Raw genomic sequence first — 25,060 nt, forward strand, 5'->3', positions numbered from 1 at the left:
TCCCTTCACGGACTGGGGGTCAGAGGATTTCGGCGGCAGAGCCGACGTCCGGCGGACCCATGTCCGGGTTCAGCGCCGCCGCGTCGACCAGCTCGGCCTCGACCTTGTGCGGCTGGATCCGGCCGTCGCGGATGTCCTCCGCGTAGTGACACGCCACCCGGTGCCCGTCACCGATCTGCCGCAACTGCGGACGATCCGTGTCGCACAGGCTTTCCTGCCGCCACGGGCACCGCGTGTGGAAGCGGCAGCCCCGGGGCGGATTTGCCGGCGAAGGCAGGTCACCGGCCAGCAGGATCTGCTCCCGGCTGTCCTCCACCACCGGGTCCGGCACCGGAATCGCCGACAGCAGCGCGCGCGTGTACGGGTGCAGCGGGTTCTGGTACAGCTCCTCCGACGTCGTCTCCTCGACCAGCGCGCCGAGGTACATCACGCCGATCCGGTCGGAGATGTGCCGTACCACGGCGAGGTCGTGCGCGATCACCACGTACGTGAGACCGAGCTCGTCCTGCAGGTCCTCCAGCAAGTTGACCACCTGCGCCTGCACCGAAACATCCAGCGCGGACACGGGTTCGTCGGCCACGATCAGGTCCGGCTGCACCGACAGCGCCCGCGCGATGCCGATGCGCTGCCGCTGGCCGCCGGAGAACTCGTGCGGGTACTTCCGCAGCGACGACTCCGGCAGACCGACCGCGGACAGCAGCTCCCGCAGGCGCCGCGCCGTGGCCTCCTTGTCCTTGTCCAGACCATGCGCCCGCATGCCCTCGACCAGGATCGACTCCACCGACTGGCGTGGGTCGAGGCTCGACATCGGGTCCTGGAAGATCATCTGCATCCGCCGCCGGGCGGTTCGCAGCTGCTCTCCCTTGAGCTGGGCGACGTCCGTGCCGTCGAAGACGACCTTGCCGTTCGTCGGCTCGTTGAGCCGCAGGATCGCCCGGCCGAGCGTCGACTTGCCGCAGCCGGACTCGCCGACCAGGCCGTACGTCTCCCCGCGGCGGATCGACAGGTCGACCCCGTCGACGGCATACACGTACCCCACCGTGCGGTCCACGACGATGCCGCGCTTGATCGGGAAGTGCACCTTGAGGTCCGAGACCTCCAACAACACCTCGGCATTCGGCCTCATCGGGTCCCTCCTCCTGCCGCCACGGCGGGTTGCACCGGGTTGTGGCAGCGCAGCAAGCCGTTCCGGTCGGGAACGAGCTCCGGCGAACGCTCCAGGCACGCCTGCAGCGCATTCGGGCAGCGGGGCGCGAACGCACAGCCGCCGTCCCACGGGATGTTGTCTGCCACCGAACCACGGATCGGCACCAGCTTCTCGCCGCGGCCCTCGTCGAGCCGCGGGATCGACGCCAGCAAACCGTGCGTGTACGGATGCCGCGGCTGCGCGAAGAGCGCATGCCGCTCCGCCCGCTCCACGATCCGGCCGCCGTAGAGCACGTTGACCTCGTCGCACAGCCCCGCGACGACCCCGAGGTCGTGCGTGATCATGATCAGCGCGGTACCGGTGTCCTGCACCAGTTCCCGCAGCAGGGCAAGGATCTGCGCCTGGATCGTGACGTCGAGCGCGGTGGTCGGCTCGTCGGCGATGAGCAGCCGCGGACGGCACGCCAGCGCGATCGCGATCAGCGCGCGCTGCCGCATCCCGCCGGAAAGCTGGTGCGGGTACTCGGTAAGCCGTCGCGTCGGGTCGGGGATGCCGACCTTGTCGAGCAGTTCCGCCGCCTCCACGCGGGCTTTCTTGCGCGGCATGTCGCGGTGCCGCTCCAGCACCTCGGTGATCTGCAGCCCGATCGGGATGACCGGGTTCAGCGAGGACAGCGGGTCCTGGAACACCATGCCGAGATCGCGGCCACGGCGGTCGCGCATCTCGCGGTCGGAAATCTTCAGCAGGTCGGTGCCCTCGAAGCGCACCGAACCGCTGACCTTGTTGCCGCGCTTGGCAAGCAGCCGCATGATCGCGAGCGACGTCACGGACTTGCCACAGCCGGACTCGCCGACCAGACCGACGGTCTGGCCGGGTTCGACGTCGAAGCTCACGCCGTCCACCGCGGTGAACGGCGCCTCTCCGCGCCGCTGGAACACGACCTTCAGGTCGCGGACTTCGAGAAGTGCCACGGGGTCACCGCCGGTTCTTCGGGTCGAGGGCTTCGCGGAGGGACTCGCCGAGCAGGGTGAACCCGAGTGCCACCACGATGATCGCGATGGCCGGGTAGTACGCCAGCTCGGGGCGGATGTCGAGGAACTGGCGCGACGCGTTGCCGAGCATCAGCCCCCATTCCGCACGGGTCGGGTCCGGGTCGCCAAGCCCGAGGAACGACAGCGCCGCGGCTTCCAGGATCGCGGTGGCCAGGGTGAGCGTCGCCTGCACGATGACCGGACCGAGCGAGTTCGGCAGCATGTGCCGGAACACGATCGTGGTCCGCTTGACCCCGAGCGACGTCGCCGCCAGCACGTGGTCGGCCTCCCGCTGCGCGAGCATCGACCCGCGCAGCAGCCGCGCGAAGATCGGCACGCCGATGATCGACACGGCGAGGATCACCGTCCACTGGCTCGGTTTCGCGAACAGCGCCGCGATCGAGATCGCCAGCAGCAGCGACGGGAACGCCAGCAGCACGTCGACCACGCGCATGAGCACGGTGTCGACCCAGCCGCCGAACGCACCCGCGACCCCGCCGATGATCACCCCGAGCAGCACGCCGATCACTGTGGCGAGCACACCGACGAGCAGCGTCTGCTGCGCGCCGACGAGCAGCCGCGACAGGAAGTCGCGGCCGAAGTCGTCGACGCCGAGCGGGAAACCGGGCTGGGAACCCGGGATGATGCCGCGGCCGAGCTCGACCTTGTCCTGCAGGTACCGCGTCTGCGGGTCCTTCGGGGCGAGCAGCGGCGCGAAGATCGCCAGCAGCAGGAAGAGCCCGGTGATCACGCCGCCGGTGATGGCGACCGGGCTGCGCAGCATCCGGCGCAACGCCTCGGCACCCAGGCTGCGGCCGCTCGCCGCGGCGAGCTTGTCGATCGGCTCCTTCTTCTTGTTCAGCAGAGTGTTCACCGCACACGCACCCTCGGGTCGATGAGCCCGTACGAAATATCGACGAGCATGTTCACGAGCACGTAGACCAGTGCCCCGAGAAGCAGCAAGGCTTGCAGCCGCGGATAGTCCCGCCGTTCGATGCCCTCGGCGAGGAGGAAACCGAGACCGCGGAAGTTGAACACCCGCTCGGTGAGCACGGCGCCGCCGAGCAGGGCGCCGGTCTGCAGGCCGATGGTGGTGACCACCGGGAGCAGGGCGTTGCGCAGCACGTGCCGCTGCCGGACCACGGGCTGGGTGAGGCCCTTGGAGTTGGCGGTGCGGATGAAGTCCTCGTTGAACACGTCGAGCACCGACGCGCGGGTGATCCGGGTGATCACCGCGAGCGGAATGGTGGCGAGTGCGCACGCCGGAAGGACGAGGTGCTTGATCGCGTCCCAGACGGCGTCCCACTCACCTGTCATCACGCCGTCGAGGATGGCGAAGTTGGTGATGCTCGTGGCGTTGATCCCGGGAGCCTGGCGGCCCTGCGACGGCAAGCCGAGCGGGGCGGCGAGCAGGTCCTGCATCATGTAGCCGAGGAAGAACACCGGCACCGCGACGCCGACCAGGGTCAGCACGATGACGACGTTGTCGGCGACGCCACCACGGTACCGGGCAGCCACATATCCGCAGCTGATGCCGACCGCCACCGCGATGACCATCGCCGAGATCGCCAGCTCGATGGTCGCGGGGAGGAAGGTGCCGATCTCCGACATCACCGGCTGCGAGGAAACGAGCGAACTACCGAAGTTACCGGTGATCGCGCGGCCGAGAAAACTGAAGTACTGCACGAAGATCGGCTGGTCGAGGCCGAGCACGTGGTTGAGGTTGGCGATCTTTTCCGGGGTCGCCTTGTCGCCGAGCAACGCCGCCGCCGGACCGCCGGGCAGCGAACGCAACCACGCGAAGACCAGAATGGACAGGATGAGCAGCGTCGGGATCGCTTGTAGCACCCGGCGCAGGAGAAAACGGAGCACGATTAGTCCTTTGTGTACAGCCCGGGAACGAGGCCAAGGGCAGGCGCGGTAGCACCTGCCCTTGACCCGGCTGTTCAGTGGAGCACGTCAGCCGATCGTGACGTTGTCGAAGCGTTCGTCGGTGAGCGGGCTGGCCACCACACCCTTGACCTTCGGCCCGACGACGATCGCCGGGGTCGGGTACGCGATCGGGATGGCGGGCAGGTACTCCATGATCTTCTTGTTGACTTCCTGGTACGCCTTCGCGTGCTGGTCCCCGGCCGGCGAGGCGTCGGCCGCGGCGAGCGCACTGAAGAGGTCCTGGTTCTCGAAGCCGAACTCCGCCTTCTTGCGGCCGAAGAAGGTGCCGACGAAGTTACCGGCGTCGTTGTAGTCACCGGTCCAGCCGAGCAGGTGGATGTCCTGCTTGCCGAGCTTCTGCACGTCGTCCTTGTAACCGCCGTTCCACGGGCGGGCCACCGGTTCGATCGTGACGCCGATGTTCTTCAGGTCCTCGGAGATCGCCGTGAACGTGTCCGCCGGGTTCGGCATGTACGGACGGGTGACCTCGGTCGGGTAGTAGAACTTCAGCTTCAGGTCGCTTGCCCCGGCCTGCTTCAGCAGGTCCTTGGCCTTGTTCGGGTCGTACGGGTACTTCGTGACGTCGTCGGTGTAGCCCGAGATGGCCTTCGGCACGAACTCGGTGGCGACCTCGGAACCCTCGGCCAGCTTCGACTTCACGAACTGCTCGCGGTTGATGCCGTAGGCGAGCGCCTGCCGGACCAGCGGGTCCTTCAGCTTCGGGTTGCCCGACTGGTTGATGCCCAGGTACAGCACGTTGAAGGACGGGCGGATGAGCACCTGCTCGCCTTCGCCCCGCAGCAAGCCGTAGTCGGCGGGCGACGGGAAGTCGTACCCGTTGATGTCCCCGGCCTTGAGCGCCTGCTTGCGCGCGTTGCCGTCGGGGATCACCTTGAACACGAGCTTGTCGAGCTTGGCCGGGCCGGGCACCGTGCTGGTGTCGTTGCGCACCAGCGTGATCTCGCCCTTGCCCTGGTCCCAGTTGTCGAACTTGAACGGGCCGGTGCCGGTGACGTGCTTGTTGGCGTACTCGCTGTAGGAGAACGAGTCACCCGAGCGCGTGACCTGGTCGGCGTTGTACTTCTTGAGCGCGTCCGGGCTCTGCATCGCGAACGACGGCAGCGTGAACGCGGCCGGGAACGCACCCTTGGCCTTGTTCAGGTTGACGACCGCGGTGTTCGGGTCCTTCGCTTCGCAGCTCTTGTAGACCGGGTCGCCGCCGGTGTCGCCCTCGTTCTTGGCAAAGCCCTCGAAGACGTCGCCGTAGTAGATCATCTGGCTCTGGGCCGCGGCGCCCTTCATGTTGTACCAGCGGTCGAAGTTGAAGCAGACCGCCTTGGCGTCGAACGCGGTGCCGTCGCTGAACTTCACGCCCTGCTTGAGGCTGAAGGTCCAGGTCTTGCCGTCGTTGCTGGACTCCCACTTCGTGGCGAGGGACGGCTCCAGCTCCGCGGTGCCCGGCTTGTTCTGGATCAGCGTGTCCAGCATCTGCCGGGTGATCCGGAAGGTCTCGCCCTCGTCGTTGAAGATGGGGTCGAACATCTTCGGGTTGCCGGTGTTGCCGAAGATCATCGTGCCACCGGCGCCACCGCCCCCGCCCTCGTCACGCTTCGACTCCGCGCACGCGGAGAGCGAGACCGCGAGCGCGCCGGCGAGCCCGATCAGAGCCGCACGACGTGTTCGGGTCAGCCGCAAATGCTGCATCTGGCACCCCTTGGGAATGTTCGGTATCTCGAAATCACCGTCGGCGTCAGTCCGGGAAGACGAGTTCGACCGGTGTGCTCGCCGACACTAGCGGGAAGTCGGCCCGCGCTTAAGCACGTGAGGTTACGATCGCGCTACGTAAGGCCCAAATTGACCGCAAAGTGTCGGCAATTGTGCACGCCCCGTAGTATTTTTCGCCGGTTTGGTACGAAGAGTGGCAGTTCGATCACCCGAATGGCCTAGCCTAACGCGAAACCGTTCCGGGTTCCGTGGATGTTCCGGACCGATCCGCGATCCCGCCGGAAGGCCGTTGCGCAAGGTTCGGAAGGGCACCGGAAAAGCCCGGAAGTACCTGAAAATTGTGCGGCCAAGATTTTGTTCACGGCCCCTTGGCCGCGTTATTTCCCCAGGCCGGTATTCGATGTCGAGTACGGATTCCGGTTGTTCAGACCACTGTGCCCGCCGCGCCGCGGGTGCCGTCCACCGCGAACCAGCCCCGCTCGAAGAGCTGCCAGCGCCGCAACTGCGCGCGCGACGATTCACCGTCCCGGGCGACTGCCCGTTCGAGTCGTTCCGCGGCAGAACCTCCTGCCACCCAGCACAAGTGCGACAGCCGGGACCGCATCGCCCGCCGTCCGGCCGACACCCCTTCCAGCACCAGCACTTCCGGCACCTCGACGGGAACGAGCACGCCCGGCCGCGGGGCGCCCGAGGTCCAGTCCATTCGCCGGTACTCGCCAGGGCGGCCGAGAGCCAGCGGCTGCAGGACGCCTTCCTCGAGCCGTGGCCACCACGCGACCGGGTCGTCCCAGGTGGCGAAGGCGTCCGTGCTGACCAAGGCCGTACCCGATCCCAGCGCCCGCACGAGATCCGCGGCGAGCGTGGATTTCCCGGCTCCGGAAGGGCCGTCTACGGCAAGCACCCGAACGCCGCCCAGCCGAGGCGGGGCGGCGAGCAGTGCGGAGATCAGCGAATGCGTGCGGGGCTCACTTCGGGCAGGCCGTCGACGTCGTCCGGGGCGGACGTGCGCTTCTCCAGGTCGGCGATACGGGCTTCGAGATCCCGTTTGGTGTCTTCGAGTTCGCAGCGCAGCAAGGCGGTCTCCTCGACCGCCGTCCGCACTTCTTCCTCCAGGTGCCCGACCTCGGTCGACAAATGCAGCGACACCAGCGCCAGCACCACGCCGGCCAGCAGGAAGACGAAGTTCGACGGTGTCTGCACGCCGGTGATCTTCGCGAGGAACTCCGCGGCCTCCGGGATGACCGCGAGGATCACCACGCCCACCGCGACGACGAGCCACACGCCCGCGTACTTCTCCCGAAGCTTCCGGCGCCGCATCATCTCGAGGACGACGAACAGCACCAAGCACGCGACGGCGATGCTGAGCACCCGCCAGCCGACCATGGAAACCCCCTTACGCTGCGTCGGACGAATCGACGGACGGACGGCGGCGGACGAGCGCGAGCAGCAGCGCGAGCCCGGCCCGGCTGAGGTACACGGCCGATTTCACCGGCGAATGACTGGGCGTGCCGGTGGTGCGCTCCCGCATCACCACCGGGGTTTCGGCAATCGTGAGGTTGGCGCGGATCGCCATCACCAGCGCCTCCACCGTGTCGCCGAGGTACTCGGCCGGGTAGTAGGAAGCGAACAGCTTGATCGCGCGCGGGCCCATGGCCTTGAAACCCGACGTGACGTCCGTGATCCGGTGCCCGGCCAGCCGCGAGAACACGAGCGAGAGCGCAACCATCGCGTACTTGCGTGGCCCGACCGCCCGGTAGGCGCCCTTGCCGGCGAACCGGGAGCCCATTGCGATGTCGGCGCCGTCGTCCAGCAGCGCGAGCAGCGCGCCGACCTCCTCCGGGTCGTGCTGGCCGTCGGAGTCGACCTGCACCACGACGTCGTACCCACGGGCGGCCGCGTAGCGGAACCCGGTGCGCATGGCACCGCCGACGCCGAGGTTGACCGAGAGCCGCGCGACCTGGGCGCCGGCCGCGCGGGCCAGCTGCGCCGTCTGATCGACCGAACCGTCGTCGACCACGAGGATGTCCGTACCCGGCAAAGCGTCCTTGACCTGGGAGATGACAGCAGCGACGCTGGCTTGCTCGTTCAGCGCCGGCATCACGATCAGGACCCGTCGGGTGCGCACGGAGGTGGCGGACACGGCGATCACTCTAACTTCTCACTGCCCGTGAGGACGTTCGGACCCGGGCGACGCGCCTGCCGCGACCACATCCTGCTGGCCCTCGATCTCGTAAATGGTGGCTCCCGCGTTGCGGAACACCTCGCGGAACTGCGGGCCAGCGGTGACCCGCACCACGCCTGCCGACGGCCACGCATCCGGGGTCGCCTTGCCCACACCCTTGATGACGTACCGCACCTGCAGGTCGGTGAGGTCCTTGCGGACCTGGGGAAGCTTGTCGATGTTGTCCAGCTGCGCGCTGAGGTACTCGGCCTTCGTGCCGTGGTCGGCGCCGTAGAACGTCCACTCCACCGGCGTGACGCCGGACAGCGCATACATCCACACCGAACCGTCGGACTTGTCGTTCATCACCCGCTCACCCGGCTTCGTGTGCTCGGCCAGCCACGCATAGGCGGCCTCCTCGTCTTTGGAGACGGTCGGGCCGTCGCCGTAGTTCATCCCGAGGACCGAACTGTTACGGCCGACATAGCCACCCCGGCTCAGCCCGCCGACGACCAGGCCGATCAGCACCGCGGCGACCAGGGTGAGCGCGGCCGGCTGCAGTTTGACCCGGCCTGCCGCCTTGCCCGCGAGCCAGCCCGCGCCGGTGTGCAGGAACTCGCCGAACGCCACCGCACCGGCCAGCGGCACGAGGGCCGCGATCCGCCAGTGGTCGTTGTAGAAGATGCCGGTGAGAGTGTGGATCAGCGGCGTTTCCAGCGACACGGTGAACGCGAACAGCCCGCCGAAGATGACGTACGCGGCGACCATCCACACCATCCGGCGATGCCGGACCATCAGCACGATGCCGATGAGCGCCGGAACGCCGATCCACCACTGCGGGAACTCGGCCATCGGGGAGAACGTGATCGCCTCGCCGAGCCCGCCGGAGACGGTGGCCTCCGACGCCCAGAACGCGCTCGTGACGCCACCCACGTTGTACAGCGACGGCAGCACCAGCGGCACGCCGAGCACGATGGCCAGCCCGACCGTGGCGACGAGCGACGGCATGCTGCGCCGCCATTCGATTTTCTCGAACCGGAACAGCACCGCGGCCAGGATCAGCAGGAAGTACACCGCGATGACGAACACGATGCTGGTGTGCAGGCCGGTGAGCCCGGCAACGCCGACGCCGATCGCGACCGGACCGGCAATACCGTTGGGGCGCAACAGATACCGCGCGATCGCGAGCATCGCGGGGATCATCGCCACGCCGGCGACGTAGGGCCACAGCGGGCCGCGGTACAGCGAGTCGTACGGGAAGGCGGTGAACCACGTGGTGACCGCGGCGGCGGCGGCCGTGCCCAGCGGCGGCATCCGCCAGGAGTGACACAGCGCGGCGACGCCGAGCGGCACGGTGAGGATGACCGCGAGCGCGGCGAGGTTCAGCGTCGGCATCATGGTGAGGCCGCCCTTGCCGAACACGAGCGCCAGCAACGCGTGATAGGTGTCGGGGTAGAAGTAGTTCGTCTGGTTCGGCAGGTTCGCGATGGTGCCCACAGTGGACGGACGCGCGTCGCCGTGTTCAGCGATCCAGCGCACCAGGTTGCCGTGGAACGGCGCATCCCAGCCCTGTTGCACGCGGTCGATCCCGTTGCTGCCACGCAGGAACGTGACCGTGCCCACGGCCATGCCGATGAGCACGCCGAGCCCGATCAGCACGTGGTCGCGTACCGAACGGGTGACGGGTTCCTCCCCGGCCGTCCACTCCGGGCGACGGCGCCGGGTGTAGCGGCGGACCGCGTAGCCGAGGCCGAACCCGACGGCGGACAGCAGCACCGTCCACAGTGCCACGTCGAGCAGGTTCCACCGGATCCCGAAGCCACCGAGGACCGGCACGCCGAGCGCCACGATCCCGAAGGTGAGCAACGGCCCGGCCGCCGCGAGCGTCCAGCCCCGAAGGCCGACCGCAGCGCCGAACACCAGGCCAGGCACCCAGAAGGCGAGCAAGATCAGTACTACGTTCATCGGATTCGCTGTCCAACCCTCACCGGTACTCCGCGCCGACCGTCTCGGCTCGACCCGGAACGCACATTACTCAGACGTCCGATGCACCCGGCACGTTGCCCGGTTTCCGCACCACGAAGGCCAGCGCGGCCACCAGCCCGACGGTGGGTCCGACGGCCAGCCCGAGCACCGCACGCAGCACCGGATCCCCGGGTACGAGCAGCAGCACGAGCGCGGTGGACACCGCCACCACGGCCCAGGTGGCGAGCACCTTGTTCGCCTGCGTCCGCGCCACGAGCACCGCGGTCATCAGCTGCAGCGCGGTGAGCAGCACCGCACCCCACACCATCCCGGCCACCCACCAGCCCTGCGCGCCCGCGTACTTCGCGCCGAACAGCAGCTGCACCAGCCACGGGCCGATGAGGAGGCCGACCACCGTTCCGACGACCCCGACCACAATTGTGCCGAGCGTACCGAGAGCAATCAGGCGGCGGAGGCGGTGCATTCCGTCCTCGCTGCCGGACATCCGCACCACCGTGGGTACCGCAAGCGCTTGCAGCGGCGTGAGCAGCAGCAACGGCACCCGGGAGACCTGCAGGGTCGCGAAGAGCACGCCCATCCGCACCTCGTCGCCACCCGGCGCGAGGAGGTTGACCAGCGCCGGGTAGCCGGTGATGACGCTGGCGGTGAGCCCCGCGCCGAGCATCAGCAGCAGCATGCGGGACGTGACCGGGTGCCAGCCCTCGCCGTCGGCCTTCGGGTCCACCAGCGCGCGGGCCGGACGCAAGAACAGCAGCCAGGCGAAGGAACCCGCCGCCGCGGCGATCGCGAGCGCGGTCATCCCGGTGAACCCGGCGACCACCACGAGCCCGAGCAGCACCGCGCGGGCAACGGCTTCCGCGACCACGAGCCAGGAGTACGGCTTGATCGCGTTGTGCCCGACCAGCAGGCCACGGGTGGCGAACTGACAGGCGAACGCGATGCCGCCGCACAGCGTGATCACGCCGAGCTCCGGACGTCCGCCGTAGAGCCGGTCGGCAAGCACCGGCACGGCGAGCGTGATCGCCGCGACCAGCGCAACGCACACCATGCCGACGACGAGCGCACGCAAGGCGGGCTTGCCCACCCGGCCACCGTCCACCTCGGCGACGGCGGACTGCCGGGACAGCTCCTGCTCCAGCGGCGAGAGCGCGCTGCCGAGACCCATCAGGATGCCCCAGAACGACGCGAACACCGCGTTGTCGACCGGGCCGAGCAGGCGCGGGGTCAGGAACGAGAAGACGTACCCGAGAGCGATGGCGACCAGCAGGAAAATGCCGATCCGCCCGGCCGAGCGGCCCGTTTCGCGGGCCAGCGACGGCTGTCCTTCCTCGGTCACCCTCATCGGCCAGACCGGCGACGGCGGGCACGCAGCGCGAAGGCCAGCCCACGGACCGCACCTGCGCCGAATCCGGCACCGAAGACCGGGGCGAGCAGAGCCACCGCACGAGCCTCCGCTTTGGTGGCACCGAACCGCGTCACCGCGGCGCCCGCGGCCGCCGAACCCGCCGCAGCAAGCGCAACGGCCGTTTTCGGGCGGCGAGCAGCCAATCCCAGCCCGAGGGCGCCGACCGCGAAGGCGGCGAACAGACCGTTACGCGCGGGTCCGGGCGAAGCGAGGTACGAATCGACGAACGTGGTGCCACGGAAGTAGGCCTGGGCAGCGAACTTCCGGAACGAATCGCGCCCGTGGTAGGTCGCGGACAGTTGCGGGGCAAGGAAAATCCGGTGCCGTTCGGCAATCCAGCGCAGCACGCCGGTGTCGTCGCTCGCGAACCGCGAATCCTCGAACAGCGATTCGAATGCGGCACTCGCCTGTTCGAGTACTTCCCGCGGGGCGGAAAAGAAACCGGTGCCTTTCGGGAAGACGTCGAATTCCTCGATCCCGAACGACATCAGCCGCGGATTCGCGCAGTACCGGCGCCACGGGATTTTCACCAGCCCGGCCATGAAGCCCGCGTAAGGATTGTGTTCGGACGCGACGTTCACGTGCCCGTTCCACACCGTCCGTTCGGGGTGATCGACGAGCTGGTCGCGCAGGAACACGAGGCTGCCCGGATCGACGATCACGCGGCTGTCCAGCAGCAGCACCTGCTGCCCGGACGCCTTGGCCAGCCCGGCGCGGCGGGCTTCGAACCGGCCGCTGTTCGGCTGGGTCAGCACCGTGATGCCGTGCCGTCGCTGCAGGTCGGCGAGGCGTTCGGGAGTGGCGTCCGTGCTGCCGTCGTCGACCACCACGATCTCCGCCGGCCAGCACGCGGCCTCGGCGGCGGCGATCAGCGCGCCCACGCTGTGGTCGATCCAGTCCTGTTCGTTGCAGACCGGAATCACGACGCTGAGCGACGGGAGGAGCGGGTTCGCACTCACGCGGCGAGGCTACCCTGTGCCGGGGTGGCGGGGGTGTTCAGTATCCTGGCGCCACCGCACCCCCGAACGGAAATGGGTATCCCCGGTGATTTCCTTCATTCTCGGCACCACCGCGGAACTGATCAAGATCGCCCCGGTGTACCACCGGATCGCCGAACGCGGAATGCGGCCGAAGATCTGGTTCACCGCACAGCACGTGGACGAGGTCGCCGACGTGCTGTCGGATCTGCGGATGCCGGAACCCGACCTGTGGTTCGTGCCGCGGGACAAGGCGCACAACCTCGAATCGCCCGCGCAGGTGCCGGGCTGGGCGGCGCAGGTGCTGCGCACCGCGTGGAGCCGCCGCGCCGAACTGCGCGCCGCGCTCACCGAGGACGGCCGCCCGCCGCTGGTGCTGGTGCACGGCGACACGTTCACCACGCCGTACGGGGCGCTGATCGGCAAGCGGATACTGAAGGCGCGCGTCGGGCACGTCGAGGCGGGGGCGCGGTCGGGCAGCATCCTGTCGCCGCTGCCGGAGGAGCTGAACCGCAAGATCGCGGCGAAGATCGTCGACCTGCACTTCGCGCCCACCGAGCGTGAGGTGGACAACCTCCGCAACGCCCGCGGCGTGATCGTGGACACCGGCGCGAACACGGCAATCGACGCCATGCGGCTGGCCATCGACCAGCCGCTGGACGTGCCGGACCTGCCGGAGAAGTTCGGGCTGGCGACGCTGCACCGGTTCGAGCTGGTGTCGCGCGCGGAGAAGTACCGCGAGGTGCTCGAAATCCTGCGCGAGCAGAGCCGGAAGATGCCGATCCTGTACATGGCGGGCGCGCCGGAGCGGGAGAAGATCCGCTCACTGGGTCTGGACAACCTGTTCGACGACCGGTTCATCGCGCAGCCGAAGATGCGGTACCTGAAGTTCCTGCCGCTGGTGGCGCGCGCGGAGTACGTGGTCACCGACTCGGGCGGGCTTTCGGCCGAGTGCTACTACCTCGGCCTGCCCTGCGCGGTACACCGCGAGCGCACGGAAACCCCGCAGCATCTCGGCGAAACCGTGGTACTCACCGAAATGCGCGGGGACAAACTGCAGAACTTCCTGGACACGTACCAGAACCGGCACGGCGAGTCCTGGATGGAGAAGTACCACCCGTCGGACATCATCGTGAACTCGCTGGCACAGCTGGGGTATTGCTGACCTAAAGCGCTCGCCTGCCGGAAAGGGCGCGGCCGAGGGTCAGCTCGTCGGCGAATTCCAGGTCGCCGCCCATCGGCAGGCCCGAGGCCAGCCGGGTGACGGTGAGGCCGGGGAAATCGCGCAGCATGCGGACCAGGTACGTGGCCGTGGCTTCGCCCTCGGTGTTCGGGTCCGTGGCGATGATGATCTCGCGCACGTCCGCCTCGCCGATGCGTTTCAGGAGCTCCCGCATCCGCAGCTGTTCCGGGCCGATGCCGGACAGCGGGTCCAGCGCGCCGCCGAGGACGTGGTAGCGGCCCTTGAACTCGCGCGTGCGCTCCACGGCGAGCACGTCTTTCGGCTCCTCGACGACGCAGATCACCGTGAGGTCGCGGCGCTCGTCACGGCAGATGCGGCAGCGGTCTTGCTCGGAGACGTTGCCGCAGACCTCGCAGAACTGCACGCCTTCCTTGACCTTGCCCAGCACGTCCTGCAGCCGCGCGAGGTCCGCGGGATCGGCGGCCAGCAGGTGGAACGCGATGCGCTGGGCACTTTTCGGACCGACGCCTGGCAACCGCCCCAGCTCGTCGATCAGGTCCTGGACGACACCCTCGTACAAGCTCAGCCGCCGAACCCGAGGCTGCCGAGATCCGGCATGCCGCCGCCGAGACCGCCGGCGAGCGGGCCGAGCTTCTGCTCGGTGAGCTTCTGCGCATTGGCCGACGCGTCGCGTACCGCGGCGACGACCAGGTCGGACAGGGTTTCGACGTCTTCGGGGTCGACCACCTTCGGGTCGATGACCAGGCTCTTCAGCTGGCTGTCGCCGGACACCGTCGCGGTGACGAGCCCGCCGCCCGCAGTGCCGGTGACCTCGGTGTTCGCGAGTTCTTCCTGGGCCTGCACCAGCTTCTGCTGCATCTGCTGGGCCTGCTGCATGATCTGCGACAGGTCGAAGCCGCCGCCGCCGGGTTGCACCATGATCGCACTCGGTCCTTCCGCCCTTGGGTGTTGCTCCCCAGCGTAGCCGCGCACCCGGCGCGTCCGTCCGGGCGGCACGCGGACTTGTGGCACCGTGGTCGCTGTGCGTGCGAAGACACTCCCGCTGCTGACCGGTCTGCTGCTGCTCACTGCGTGTTCCGGCGGTGGTGGGGCGCCTGCGCCGTCCCCCGCGGCGGCGCCGTCGTCTTCGGTTACCTCGGTTGCCTCCTCTCCGGCGGCGTCCTCGAGCACGCCGCCGTCTTCCTCCTCGGCGCCGCCGCCGGTCCGGCCGGGCAAGGTCGTGGTGCTCGACGCCGGGCACAACGGCGGGAACGCGTCGCATCCGGCGGAGATCAACCGGAAGGTCCCGGCCGGACGCGGGCAGACGAAGCCGTGCAACACCACGGGAACCTCGACCGACGGCGGGTACCCGGAGCACGCGTTCACCTTCGCGGTCACGCAGGAGGTCGGGAATGCGTTGGCCGCAAAGGGATTCAAGGTGGTGTACACGCGGTCGAACGACTCGGGGGTCGGCCCGTGCGTGGACCGGCGCGCGGAAATCGGCAACGACGCGAACGCCGACGCGGTGGTCTCGATCCATGCGGACGGCTCCACTTCGGCCAGCGCACACGGCTTCCACGTGGCGTACTCGTCGCCCCCGCTGAACGCCGCACAGGGCGACCCGTCGCTACGCCTGGCTCGCACCATGCGAGACGGCCTGAAGGGCGACGGCTTCGCGACGTCCACGTACATCGGCTCAGCAGGCCTGTCGCCGCGCGCGGACCTGGCAGGCCTCAACCTGTCGACCCGGCCCGCGGTCCTCGTGGAATGCGGAAACATGCGCAACTCGGCCGAGGCCGAGCAGATGTCGTCCGCCGCCGGACGGGCCCATTACGCCAAGGCCATCGCAGCGGCGATCGAGGCGTACCTGGCCTCGTGAGTCAGTCGAGCGGGCGCGCGCCCAGGTGGTCGGAGATCAGCTTGCGCGCGATCTGCTCCGGGTCCTCCTCCGCGGGCGGCGGCGGAGGTGGCGGGACCGGGCTGGAGTCCTCCGAGTAGATGTCGTCGTCCTCGTCCGAGGGCTCCGGCGGGAGGGGGATGTCCGGTTCGGTGGTGGCGACCTTGGGACGGCTCGGCGGTTCCGGAGCAGGCTTCGGCGGCGGCGGAGCGGCGGGAGCCGGAGTCTGCGCGGCCGCGGACGGACGCGTGAACGACCGTTCCGCCGCCGGCGCCTGCTGCTGTTGCTGCCGGGGTGCTTGCCGCGCCGGAGCGGGCGCGGCACCCGCGGGAACGCAGCGGACCTGCCATTCCCCACCGTGGACCTCGCTCAGCACGGCCGCGATCTTGCTCGTGTTGGCCTGGTCGTTGAGCCGCCGGACGAGCGGCTCGGACTTGTGCGTGAGCGTGACCGCCGACCCGTCCACCTCGGCGACGGTGGCCTGGGTGAGCATGGCTTCCAGCGGACGACCACCGGTGAGTTTCCGCAGTGCGGCCAGGAGTTCCGGCCACCGTTCACGGACCCGGGCAGCGTCTACGCCACCGGCCGCGGGTTCCGGGGTCGACGGCGCCTCGGAGTGGGACGTGTCCGCGGCGGACTGGCCAGCCGTGGGGTGCGCCCCCGGCGCAGGTCCGTCGACTGGACGGGCCGGGGTCGCATCGGGCCGAGCCGACGACCCCGCGGCCGGGGCAGCCGCCGCCGGCCGTGCCGACGGCCCTGCGGCCGAGGCTCCCGAAGCCGGGCGGCCAGGCGCATCGCCCGACGGGCGAGTCGGTGCCGGGCGAGCAGGTGCGGCAGTGGCAGATGCAGCAGCAGGTGCGTCCGAAGCCGGACGCTGCGAAGGACGCTGGAACTCCCGCCCGGGTGCCTCCGCCGAGCCCTCCCCGGCACCCCCGCCAGTACCCGCCGGACGCCGTTCCAACCGTTCGATCCGGGCCAGCAGCGCTGTCTCCGCCTCCGTCACCGACGGCAGCAGCATCCTCGCGCACAGCAGTTCCAGCACGAGCCGCGGCGAGGTCGCGCCGCGCATTTCCAAGAGTCCATTGTGGACAATGTCGGCGTAACGCGACAGCGTGCCCAGCCCGAGCCGTCCGGCTTGTTCGGTCATCCGCTTCAGGTCGTCGTCCGGGGCGGAGACAAGGCCGCGTTCACCGGCGTCCGGGACCGAGCGCATCAGCACCAGGTCGCGCAGGCGGTCGAGGAGGTCGGTGGCGAAGCGGCGCGGGTCGTGGCCGCCTTCGGCGAGCTTTTCGACCGTGGCGAACACCGTGGTGGCGTCGTCGTCTGCCAGCGCGAAGATCATGTCGTCGATCAGCGCGACGTCCGTGACCCCGAGCAGCGACACCGCTCGCGGGTACGTGACGCCGTCCGGGCCCGCGCCCGCCAGCAGCTGGTCCAGCACCGACTGCGTGTCGCGCGCCGAGCCGCCGCCCGCGCGGATGACCAGCGGGTACACCGCCGGTTCGACGGTCGCGCCTTCGGCTGCGACGTTGCGTTCCAGCAGGTCCCGCATCGAGCTCGGCGGGATCAGGCGGAACGGGTAGTGGTGGGTGCGCGACCGGATGGTGGTGAGGACCTTGTCCGGCTCGGTGGTCGCGAAGATGAAGATCAGGTGCTCGGGCGGTTCCTCGACGATCTTCAGCAGGGCGTTGAAACCCTGCGTCGTGACCATGTGCGCCTCGTCGATGATGAACACGCGGTACCGCGATTCGGCAGGCGCGTAGAACGCCTTGTCCCGAAGCTCGCGCGCGTCGTCGACACCGCCGTGGCTGGCCGCGTCGAGTTCGGTCACGTCGACGCTGCCCGGGCCTTCCGGCGCGAGCGCGCGGCACGAGTTGCACTCGCCGCACGGGTCGGGCGTGGGACCTTTGACGCAGTTCAGCGAGCGGGCCATGATGCGCGCGCTCGATGTCTTGCCGCAGCCGCGCGGACCCGAGAACAGGTACGCGTGGTTGATCCGCCCGGCAGCCAGCGCCGTGCGCAGCGGTTCGGTCACATGCTCTTGGCCGACGACCTCGGCGAAGGTCGCCGGACGGTACTTGCGGTACAGCGCGAGAGCCACGAGCCCGAGACTACAGTGACCGCGGTGAGCCACTCCCGTTCCGGTCGCGGCCGTGCCCCGGCCGGGCCGAAGCCGGGTACCTACCCGGTGCGGTTCGGGACCGCGGAGCTGCTGCGAGACGCCGATCGGCCCAACGCGTGGATGCTGTCGGTGGGCGGGGTGGCGCAGTCATACGTCGATCTCGACGACCCGACCAACCTGGAGTTCGACTACGTCCGCCGGCTCGGTGACCTTGTCGACTTCCTGCCCGCCGGACCGCTCGACGCACTGCACATCGGCGGCGCGGGCTGTTCCCTCCCGCGTTACGTCGCCGCGACGCGACCAGGCTCGCGCCAACTCGTGTTCGACGCTGACGAGCCGCTCATCGACCTGGTCCGCGAGCAGCTCGAACTGCGCCGCGTGCCGAAGCTGCGGGTGCGGATCGAAGGCGGTCGCGAAGGGGTCCGCAGCCGTCCCGATGCGTCCGCGGACCTGGTGGTGGTCGATGCTTTCGAACGCGCCACGCTCGCCGGTGGACTCGCGACCGTCGAGTTCGTCGCCGACGTCGCCCGCGTGCTCCGGCCGACCGGCACGATGCTCGCCAACATCACCGACGGCCCCGGTCTCCTGTTCGCCCGGCGTTTCCTCGCGACCCTCGCGGCGGTGTACCCGCATCTCGTACTGCTGGCCGAACCCAGCGTGCTGCGCGGACGCCGGTTCGGGAACCTCGTGGTGGCCGCGTCCCGCCTCGAACTGCCCACCGCGGACCTGACCCGGCGCGCGGCTTCTTCCCCGTACCCGGCCCGCGTGCTGCATGGCACCGAACTGCGGCAGCTGCGCGGTAAGGCGGAACCGGTGACCGATGCGGAACCGCTGGCCTCGCCAACGCCGCCGGAGGACGTGCTCGGGATCTTCTGAACCCAAAAAAGGGGACCCCGCGCACCCGTCAGAGCCTGCTTATCCTTGCTGCCTTCCGGCCCTGGGGAGGTTCACAGGGTGGACGCCGCGCGGGGTCCGTCGACCAGTGTAGCGGGCTCCGCCGTCTCGCCGGTGCCCACCCGCGCGACGTGGCCGAGCAGCTCCCGCACCGACTCCACGGAGCGCGCGTCGAACGGGTGGACCAGCACGCCGTCGCGCACGGTGAGCGCCCAGCGCACGTCGGGCAGCGGACGGCCGAGCAGCCCGTCGAAGCAGTTCACCCCGATCGCGAACGGCATCCGCAGGCCCTCGACGGCGTCGAGCACCGGGTACGCGTCGGTGATCCGCCGGGAGTCGACGACCACCAGCGCGACGTCGGCGCCCTGCACGAGATCGGGCCAGCGGAACCAGAACCGGGACTGCCCCGGCGCGCCGAAGAGATACAGCCGCCGCGGCCCGAGGCTGACCCGCCCGAAGTCGAGTGCCGCCGTGGTGGCACCCGCGTCGGTGCGCACCGGCGCGATTTCCGACGCGGCGCGCACCGCCGTGGTCTTCCCGGCGCCCGCTGCGCCCAGCACGAGGATCTTCACCGGATTACTCAAGCGAGCGCGGTGTTCTTGAGTTCCTCGACCAGCGCCGGGGTGAGCACCTCGGACGCCCGGTTCGCGAACATCGCCATCTCGTACGCGATCGTGCCGAGGCTCGCCTGCTTGTTCGCCAGCACCCCGAGCGAGCACCCGATGCTGATGGTGCAGACCACCAGGTAACCGCGCTCCAGCTCGACCACGACCTTGTCCGGCGCGCCGAGCGGATGGCTTTCCGACACGCTCTGGGCCAGCGCGAGCATGGCCGAGCAGGTGGCCGCGAGCCGGTCGGCGTCGGCGCGGTCGAGCTCATGGGACGCGGCGATCAGCAGCCCGTCGGCCGACACCGCGAGCGCGGCGATGGCGCCTGCGGTGTGCAGGGCGAAGCGGTTGACCAGCCAGTTGAAGTTCTGCGCGGCGGCAGGGACGGGGACGGTCATGATCCTCCTTGATCGGCTTGGCGGGCGGCCGTGGCTTGCTGCGCTTTGGCCACGCCGTCGGAAAATGCGTCGAAGGTGGCGCGCTCGGCGGCCGGGTCGCGCAACCCGCGGCGGGGCAACGGGGTACGGACGATCTGCGGCAGCCGGAGCGCGGGCGCGAGCTGGGCGCCGGGTACCCGGCGGACGACCCCGTCGCGGGTTTCCGGCGCCACCGGGGTGAATCGTTGGGTCGGCGACGGGTCCGCTGTGTCCACAGTGTCCATAATGGACTCTTCGGCGGGTACGTCGAGTGTCCCGGCGACGGGGAGGTCCTCGTCCGGTTCGGTCTCCGGCCACGCCGGTTCCGGGTCGGCGAACCACCCGAACCCGGCCGGCGTCGGTGTCGACAGCGCGGCAATCGCGGGCGCGGGCAGCAGCAACGGCCGCGGGTCCGGCACCTGCCCTGGTTCGAAGAGGCCGACGGGTTCGGGTTCGTGGCGGAAGTCGACGTCCCGTGTGAACAACGCCTGCGGCACGGTGACCTGCGCGATCACGCCGCCATCCGGTCCGGGCGCCAGCTCGACGCCGAGCGAGTGCCGCCGGGCCAGCCGCGCGACCACGGCCAGACCGAGCTGCGACCCGGACGGCTCCCCGGCGGGTTCGGCGAGCCGCCGGTTTTCCGCGGCGAGCCGGTCCTCGGGCAGCCCGATGCCGTGGTCGGCGATGGTCACCTGCAGTTCCCCGCCTGGCCCGAATCCGGTCGCCACCTCGATTTCGGACTCCGGCGGCGAGAAGGCCGCCGCGTTCTCCAACAGCTCGGCGAACAGCAGCACCAGGTCGATGCCCAGCGACGGAGCGAGCAGCACCTCGGCCGGTTCACCCAGCTGCACGCGGGCTTCGTCCTCGATTTCCGCGGCAGCCGAACGCAATGCGGTGGCGAGTTCGATCGGACCTCCAACTCGGGATTCGTCACGGCTGCCGGACACCACGAGCAGCCCGTCGGCCGTACGCCGCAACCGCAGCGCGGCGTGGTCCAGCCGGCGCAGCCCGGCGAGCAGCACCGGATCGTCGGCGGCGCGGGTGAGTTCATCGACCACCGTGCGCTGACCGCCGACCAGATTCTGGGTTCGCTTCGCCGCCCCGGCCAGCAGCTGCACCCCAGCGCGGCGCGGTGCGTCCGGCTCCCCCTCGCCGACTCGGGCGAATTCGGCGCGGGAAAGGTCCGCAGTGGAGCGTGCCTGCGTCGCCAACGTCCGGAGTGGACGGCTGACCGAACGCGCAGTCAGCACCGACAACGCGGTGATCAGTCCGAAGAGGACGATCGCGCCGCCGCCAAGGAGCAGCGCGGTCCGGGTGGCGACCGTCGCCTGAGCCGCAGTGTCGTCGGCAACCGCGCGCATGAGCCGGTCCTGCACCATGCCGCGCTGGTCGGCGAGCTGCTGGGCCGCACTGACCACATCGGACCCGAACTGCGCGCCCTGACCCGGCGCCGCGGCAAGCCGGTCGAGCTGCTGACCGGCAGGTCCGGCCTCGACCGCGGTGACCTTCGCAGCCTCGGCGGCACCGGCCAGCTGTGCGAACTGCTCCGTGTACACAGCGGCGCGCTGGCTTGCGCGGTCGGCGCCGGTCGACGCGATCAGCGCGGTCGCCCTGGCCGCGCGTTGCTCGTTCGCTCGCAGCAAGGCGTCCAACGGCCGCGTTTTGTCCGAAGTGGTCAGTCCGAGCGCGTCGATGACACCGACGGACACGGCATCGTAGCCGGACGCCACATCGGCGAGGGAAACCTTGCGGCCCAAGGCATTCTGCCGCAGTTTCGCCAATGTGCCGACTCGCACGTCCCCGGGCACCTCGCGCACCGCCACGTCCACCGCCCGCTGCTGCCGGACGAACGCCGCGTCCGTGGCCGATGGATCAGCGACGTACGCCGCGGTGAGCACGCTTTCCCGCTGCAACTGCCCGGCCAGCGCCCCGACCTTCTGCGCGCGAGCCGCGTTGTCCGCGACCGCGTCGGCCGCCGACACCGTGGAGACCTGCAGGAGCACCAGCGGTACGGCCGCCGCGACGACCAGCGCCAGCGGGGCCACGGCCAGCAGAGTCACCTTCGCCTGGACACTGCGGATTCCGACGCGGTCGAGCAGCCGCGCACCGGAATCGTGCGACCGGGTCGAGCCGTGCCGCATCCACGTCACCTTCCGTTCCCCGAGAAGCCCCGAGAAGTCCCGACGAGCCCTGACGAGACCGTGGCGAGGAGTGCACCGAACGGGGATACCAGCGGGACGCTACTACTCTCAGTAGTACTCGTCGCGGTACGCACAGGGTCGGCCACCCACCGTCTGCGCAGAGCTTAGCGAGATCGACAAGATCTGGACAATGCCCTCTTCCCTCTCGTCATGACGGGTCCACGCTGCAGGTTTCCCGACCGATCGCGCGGCGGCACGCAGCCACGCGGCGCGGCCGGAGGAGAATGCCCGATATGCGCACCGCACCTGCCCCGGCCGACGTCGCCTCCGCCACTGTCCGGATCAAGCCACACGTACGGCGGACGCCGCTGTTACGCACCGAAGTCGACGGCCGTCCGCTGGTACTCAAGCTCGAGCACCTCCAGCGGTCCGGTTCGTTCAAGCTCCGGGGCGCGGTGAACGCTCTGCTCGCCGGTCCCGCGCCGGAGCGAGTGGTGACCGCGTCGGGCGGCAACCACGGTCTCGGCGTCGCCACTGCCGCGCAGGCGCTGGGCGTGCCAGCGGTCGTGTACGTGCCGGAGACCGTTCCCGAGGCGAAGGCCGCCGGGATCGAGGCCACCGGCGCGAAGCTGGTCCGCCACGGCTCGACGTACGCCGAAGCTGCGACCGCCGCGCTCGCCGTCGCGAAGGAGCCCGGAACCCGTTACCTGCACGCGTATGACGACTCCGACGTGATTGCCGGACAGGGAACTGTGACCGCGGAAATCGTGGCGGACGCACCGGACGTCGACGCAATCGTGGTCGCCGTGGGCGGTGGCGGGCTCGCTTCCGGCGCAACGCTCGCGGCGGACGGGCGTCAGGTGTTCGCGGTGGAACCCGAACGCTGCCAGGCCCTGCACGCCGCCCTCGACGCAGGCGAGCCGGTGGACGTCACGATCGACTCGGTCGCCGCTTCCGCCCTCGGCGCCACCCGGGTCGGCGAGCTGGCGTTCGGGATCCTCAACCGCCCGTCGGTCACGTCGGTGCTGGTGAGCGACGCCGAACTACTCGCCGTACGCGACCGGCTGTGGACCGAGTTCCGGCTGGTCGTGGAACCGGCCGCCGCAGTGCCGCTGGCCGCATGGCTCGCCGGACGCATCCCCGCGGACCTGCCGTGCTTCGTGCTGTGCGGGGCCAACACGTCGGTCACGTTTGCCTGAGCTCCGGGAAATGCGCGACGAACTCGGTCCGGCCCGGACGGCTCGCGACCATGACCCGTCCGGAATGCGCGGCCACCACCGCCGCGACGATGGCCAGCCCCAGCCCGGTGCTGCCGGCCGCCCGCGACCGTGACGTGTCCCCCCTGGCAAACCGCTCGAACACCTCGGGCAGGATTTCCGGTGGAATACCCGGCCCATCGTCCACAACGGACAGCGTGACCCAGCCGTCCGCGGCGGACAGAGTGGTGGCCACCGTGGTGCCTGCCGGGGTGTGCGTGCGGGCGTTGCCGAGCAGGTTCAGCAGAATCTGGTGCAGCTGCCCGGAATCGCCGAGGACGGTGATCGGCTCGCCCGGCGCCTCCAGGAGCCATTTGTGCTCCGGACCGGCGACGTGCGAATCCGCGACCGCGTCGGCGACCAGCCGCGACAGGTCCACCGGTTCGTGCACCACCGGGCGGCCGGAGTCGAGCCGGGCGAGCAGCAGCAAATCCTCCACCAGCGTGGTCATCCGCGCCGATTCCGATTCGACGCGGCTCATCGCGAAGGCGACGTCCGGCGGCACCTGTTCGCCGCTGCGCCGGGTGAGCTCGGCGTACCCGCGGATGGCCGCGAGTGGCGTCCGCAATTCGTGGCTCGCGTCCGCGACGAACTGCCGCACGCGGCTTTCACTGGCGTGCCGGACGGCGAGCGCCTCGGCGATGTGGCCAAGCATCCGGTTGAGCGCCGAGCCGACCTTGCCGACCTCGGTACGCGGGTCAGTGTCCACTTCGGGCACTCGCTCGGACAGCGCGACCTCGCCGCGGTCCAACGGCAGTTCGGACACTCGCGAAGCCGTGGCGGCCAGCCGATCCAGCGGCGCCATCGTGCGCCGGATCGTGACCGCACCGGCGAACCCGGCCACGAGAATACCGCCGAGCGCGACCCCGCCGAAGATGAATCCCAGCTGCCACAACGTTTCCGTGACCCCGGACAGCGGCAGCCCGATCACCGCGAAGTCGCCGCTCGGGGAATACGTGGCGACCACCCGGTAATCCCCGAGGTGCCCGCCGAGGTCGACCGATCGGCGTCGGCCATCCGGCGGCAAGGCGAGCAGAATCCGTTGCTGCTCCGCGGAAAGACCGGCGACCGGCGTGCCGAGCGGACCCGACGTCGGGTTGAGCACGGCCGCCCGTACCGTTCCATTGTGGACCTGCACGGCGAGCGTTCCCTCGCCCTGGCCGAGCGCGCGCAACGGGTCCGGCGGCGGTTTGTCGCCGTAGTTCCACGGAGCCCTTGGCGCGCCACGGAAACCGCGGTCGCTTGCCGCGGCCAGCCGTCCGTCGAGCTGCCCGACGAGGAAGTCGCGCAGGGCGAATTCGGTGACCACGCCGACCACCACGCACACCAGCGCGAGCAGCGCCGCCAGCTGCACGATCAGCCTGCGGCGCAACGACCACGGCCGTCGCACGGGCGGGTCAGCCCGCGGCGGGTTTGAGGACATATCCGGCGCCGCGCATGGTGTGGATCATCGGTTCCCGGTCGGCGTCGATCTTCTTGCGGAGGTAGGAGATGTAGAGCTCGACGATGTTGGCCTGGCCGCCGAAATCGTAGCTCCACACGCGGTCGAGGATCTGTGCCTTGGACAGCACTCGCTTCGGGTTGCGCATGAGGTACCGCAGCAGTTCGAACTCCGTGGCGGTGAGCGGCACGAGGTCGCCGCCGCGGTGGACCTCGCGGCTGTCCTCGTCCAGCGTCAGGTCGCCGACCACGAGCTGCGACCCGGTCGCGCCGGACACTCCACCCGCTCGGCGCAGCAGCGCACGCAGCCGCAACGCCACTTCTTCGAGGCTGAACGGCTTGGTGACGTAATCGTCGCCACCTGCGGTGAGCCCCGCGATGCGGTCTTCCACCGCGTCTTTCGCGGTGAGGAACAGCACCGGCAGGTACGGCGTCTCGGCGCGCATCCGGCGTAGCACCTCGAGGCCGTCGAAGTCGGGCAGCATCACGTCGAGCACCACGACGTCCGGATGGAAGTCGCGGCCGACGCGCACCGCTTCGGCCCCGGTGGCCGCACTGCGCACGTCCCAGCCCTCCATCCGCAGGGCCATGGAGACGAGTTCGGCGAGCGTCGACTCGTCGTCGACCACGAGCACTCGCACCGGGCTGCCGTCGGCCCGGCGCAGCTCGGCCTTGCCCCGGCCCGGCGACGCGGCGTTCACACTGCTCATGGTGCCATCCTCGGGCGCGATCTTCAGGT

General features: G+C 69.8%; 22 protein-coding genes, 1 other RNA gene and 1 pseudogene. 4 read left to right on the forward strand and 20 right to left on the reverse strand.

What is annotated here, in order from left to right:
• Positions 1-19: 19 nt before the first annotated feature.
• The 11 genes from OO71_RS28515 to OO71_RS28565 form a co-directional block, all read right to left on the reverse strand.
• Positions 20-1,126: an ABC transporter ATP-binding protein gene (locus tag OO71_RS28515; RefSeq protein ID WP_033292997.1), complete on the reverse strand. Its 1,107-nt coding sequence runs from the start codon at positions 1,124-1,126 to the stop codon at positions 20-22.
• Entirely contained in the window at positions 1,123-2,118 is a 996-nt protein-coding gene (locus tag OO71_RS28520) for an ABC transporter ATP-binding protein (RefSeq protein ID WP_033292998.1), read from the reverse strand. The genes OO71_RS28515 and OO71_RS28520 overlap by 4 nt, the downstream gene beginning before the upstream one ends.
• A 4-nt stretch (positions 2,119-2,122) precedes the next feature.
• Positions 2,123-3,052 carry an ABC transporter permease gene (locus tag OO71_RS28525; protein ID WP_033292999.1) on the reverse strand — a complete coding sequence of 310 codons (930 nt, stop codon included), beginning with the start codon at positions 3,050-3,052 and terminating at the stop codon, positions 2,123-2,125.
• Positions 3,049-4,050, reverse strand: a complete 1,002-nt coding sequence (locus OO71_RS28530) for an ABC transporter permease (protein WP_033293000.1) — start codon at positions 4,048-4,050, stop codon at positions 3,049-3,051. The genes OO71_RS28525 and OO71_RS28530 overlap by 4 nt, the downstream gene beginning before the upstream one ends.
• 87 nt (positions 4,051-4,137) lie before the next feature.
• Positions 4,138-5,814 carry an ABC transporter substrate-binding protein gene (locus OO71_RS28535; RefSeq protein WP_051792406.1) on the reverse strand — a complete coding sequence of 559 codons (1,677 nt, stop codon included), beginning with the start codon at positions 5,812-5,814 and terminating at the stop codon, positions 4,138-4,140.
• A gap of 445 nt (positions 5,815-6,259) precedes the next feature.
• Positions 6,260-6,736, reverse strand: a complete 477-nt coding sequence (locus tag OO71_RS28540) for a uridine kinase family protein (RefSeq protein ID WP_033293001.1) — start codon at positions 6,734-6,736, stop codon at positions 6,260-6,262.
• Positions 6,737-6,780: 44 nt separating this feature from the next.
• Complete coding sequence (locus OO71_RS28545) at positions 6,781-7,218, reverse strand: DUF2304 domain-containing protein (RefSeq protein WP_033293002.1); 438 nt, start codon at positions 7,216-7,218, stop codon at positions 6,781-6,783.
• A 10-nt stretch (positions 7,219-7,228) separates the two neighbouring features.
• Positions 7,229-7,933 (reverse strand): glycosyltransferase family 2 protein, encoded by a 705-nt coding sequence (locus OO71_RS28550; RefSeq protein ID WP_051792412.1) that lies wholly within the window; start codon positions 7,931-7,933, stop codon positions 7,229-7,231.
• Positions 7,934-7,993: 60 nt separating this feature from the next.
• Positions 7,994-9,961 carry a DUF6541 family protein gene (locus tag OO71_RS28555; protein ID WP_033293003.1) on the reverse strand — a complete coding sequence of 656 codons (1,968 nt, stop codon included), beginning with the start codon at positions 9,959-9,961 and terminating at the stop codon, positions 7,994-7,996.
• Positions 9,962-10,031: 70 nt separating this feature from the next.
• On the reverse strand, positions 10,032-11,324 hold the full coding sequence (locus OO71_RS28560) for a polysaccharide biosynthesis protein (RefSeq protein WP_033293004.1): 1,293 nt from the start codon (positions 11,322-11,324) through the stop codon (positions 10,032-10,034).
• On the reverse strand, positions 11,321-12,346 hold the full coding sequence (locus OO71_RS28565) for a glycosyltransferase family 2 protein (RefSeq protein ID WP_033293005.1): 1,026 nt from the start codon (positions 12,344-12,346) through the stop codon (positions 11,321-11,323). The genes OO71_RS28560 and OO71_RS28565 overlap by 4 nt, the downstream gene beginning before the upstream one ends.
• Positions 12,347-12,431: 85 nt before the next feature.
• Here OO71_RS28565 and OO71_RS28570 point away from each other — a divergent pair, with 85 nt between their 5' ends.
• Entirely contained in the window at positions 12,432-13,529 is a 1,098-nt protein-coding gene (locus OO71_RS28570) for a UDP-N-acetyl glucosamine 2-epimerase (RefSeq protein ID WP_033293006.1), read from the forward strand.
• A 1-nt stretch (position 13,530) separates the two neighbouring features.
• On the opposite strand, the gene recR is transcribed toward OO71_RS28570, so the two are convergent.
• Entirely contained in the window at positions 13,531-14,127 is a 597-nt protein-coding gene (recR, locus tag OO71_RS28575; protein ID WP_033293007.1) for a recombination mediator RecR, read from the reverse strand.
• A gap of 2 nt (positions 14,128-14,129) precedes the next feature.
• Positions 14,130-14,486, reverse strand: a complete 357-nt coding sequence (locus OO71_RS28580) for a YbaB/EbfC family nucleoid-associated protein (protein ID WP_033293008.1) — start codon at positions 14,484-14,486, stop codon at positions 14,130-14,132.
• 94 nt (positions 14,487-14,580) lie between these two features.
• Here OO71_RS28580 and OO71_RS28585 point away from each other — a divergent pair, with 94 nt between their 5' ends.
• Positions 14,581-15,426, forward strand: a complete 846-nt coding sequence (locus tag OO71_RS28585; RefSeq protein WP_245633801.1) for an N-acetylmuramoyl-L-alanine amidase — start codon at positions 14,581-14,583, stop codon at positions 15,424-15,426.
• Between the two features lies 1 nt (position 15,427).
• Here OO71_RS28585 and OO71_RS28590 read toward each other — a convergent pair whose 3' ends face one another.
• A complete protein-coding gene (locus tag OO71_RS28590) occupies positions 15,428-17,545 on the reverse strand; it encodes a DNA polymerase III subunit gamma and tau (RefSeq protein ID WP_033293009.1) in 2,118 nt (705 codons plus the stop codon).
• Between the two features lie 24 nt (positions 17,546-17,569).
• On the opposite strand from OO71_RS28590, the gene OO71_RS28595 reads away from it, so the two are divergent.
• Positions 17,570-18,442: a fused MFS/spermidine synthase gene (locus OO71_RS28595; RefSeq protein WP_033293076.1), complete on the forward strand. Its 873-nt coding sequence runs from the start codon at positions 17,570-17,572 to the stop codon at positions 18,440-18,442.
• A 6-nt stretch (positions 18,443-18,448) separates the two neighbouring features.
• On the opposite strand, the gene ffs is transcribed toward OO71_RS28595, so the two are convergent.
• The 4 genes and pseudogenes from ffs to OO71_RS28610 form a co-directional block, all read right to left on the reverse strand.
• Positions 18,449-18,543, reverse strand: an RNA gene (ffs, locus tag OO71_RS48290) — signal recognition particle sRNA small type.
• 183 nt (positions 18,544-18,726) lie between these two features.
• Positions 18,727-19,032: pseudogene (locus OO71_RS52430) on the reverse strand (GTP-binding protein); the annotation flags it as partial.
• Positions 19,033-19,040: 8 nt separating this feature from the next.
• Positions 19,041-19,466: a roadblock/LC7 domain-containing protein gene (locus OO71_RS28605; RefSeq protein ID WP_033293011.1), complete on the reverse strand. Its 426-nt coding sequence runs from the start codon at positions 19,464-19,466 to the stop codon at positions 19,041-19,043.
• Complete coding sequence (locus OO71_RS28610; RefSeq protein WP_033293012.1) at positions 19,463-21,625, reverse strand: sensor histidine kinase; 2,163 nt, start codon at positions 21,623-21,625, stop codon at positions 19,463-19,465. Before OO71_RS28610 ends, OO71_RS28605 begins: the two co-directional genes overlap by 4 nt.
• Before the next feature lie 293 nt (positions 21,626-21,918).
• Here OO71_RS28610 and OO71_RS28615 point away from each other — a divergent pair, with 293 nt between their 5' ends.
• Positions 21,919-22,824: a threonine/serine dehydratase gene (locus tag OO71_RS28615; protein WP_156096569.1), complete on the forward strand. Its 906-nt coding sequence runs from the start codon at positions 21,919-21,921 to the stop codon at positions 22,822-22,824.
• Here OO71_RS28615 and OO71_RS28620 read toward each other — a convergent pair.
• The gene (locus tag OO71_RS28620; protein ID WP_169776579.1) at positions 22,811-24,304 is read right to left on the reverse strand and encodes a sensor histidine kinase; all 1,494 of its coding nucleotides are present in this window, start codon (positions 24,302-24,304) and stop codon (positions 22,811-22,813) included. The two genes, OO71_RS28615 and OO71_RS28620, sit on opposite strands and share 14 nt — an antisense overlap.
• Positions 24,279-25,031, reverse strand: a complete 753-nt coding sequence (locus OO71_RS28625) for a response regulator transcription factor (RefSeq protein WP_033293077.1) — start codon at positions 25,029-25,031, stop codon at positions 24,279-24,281. Before OO71_RS28625 ends, OO71_RS28620 begins: the two co-directional genes overlap by 26 nt.
• Positions 25,032-25,060 lie beyond the last annotated feature (29 nt).

The organism is Amycolatopsis jejuensis, assembly GCF_000717335.1.
In the GTDB taxonomy this organism is placed as follows: domain Bacteria; phylum Actinomycetota; class Actinomycetes; order Mycobacteriales; family Pseudonocardiaceae; genus Amycolatopsis; species Amycolatopsis jejuensis.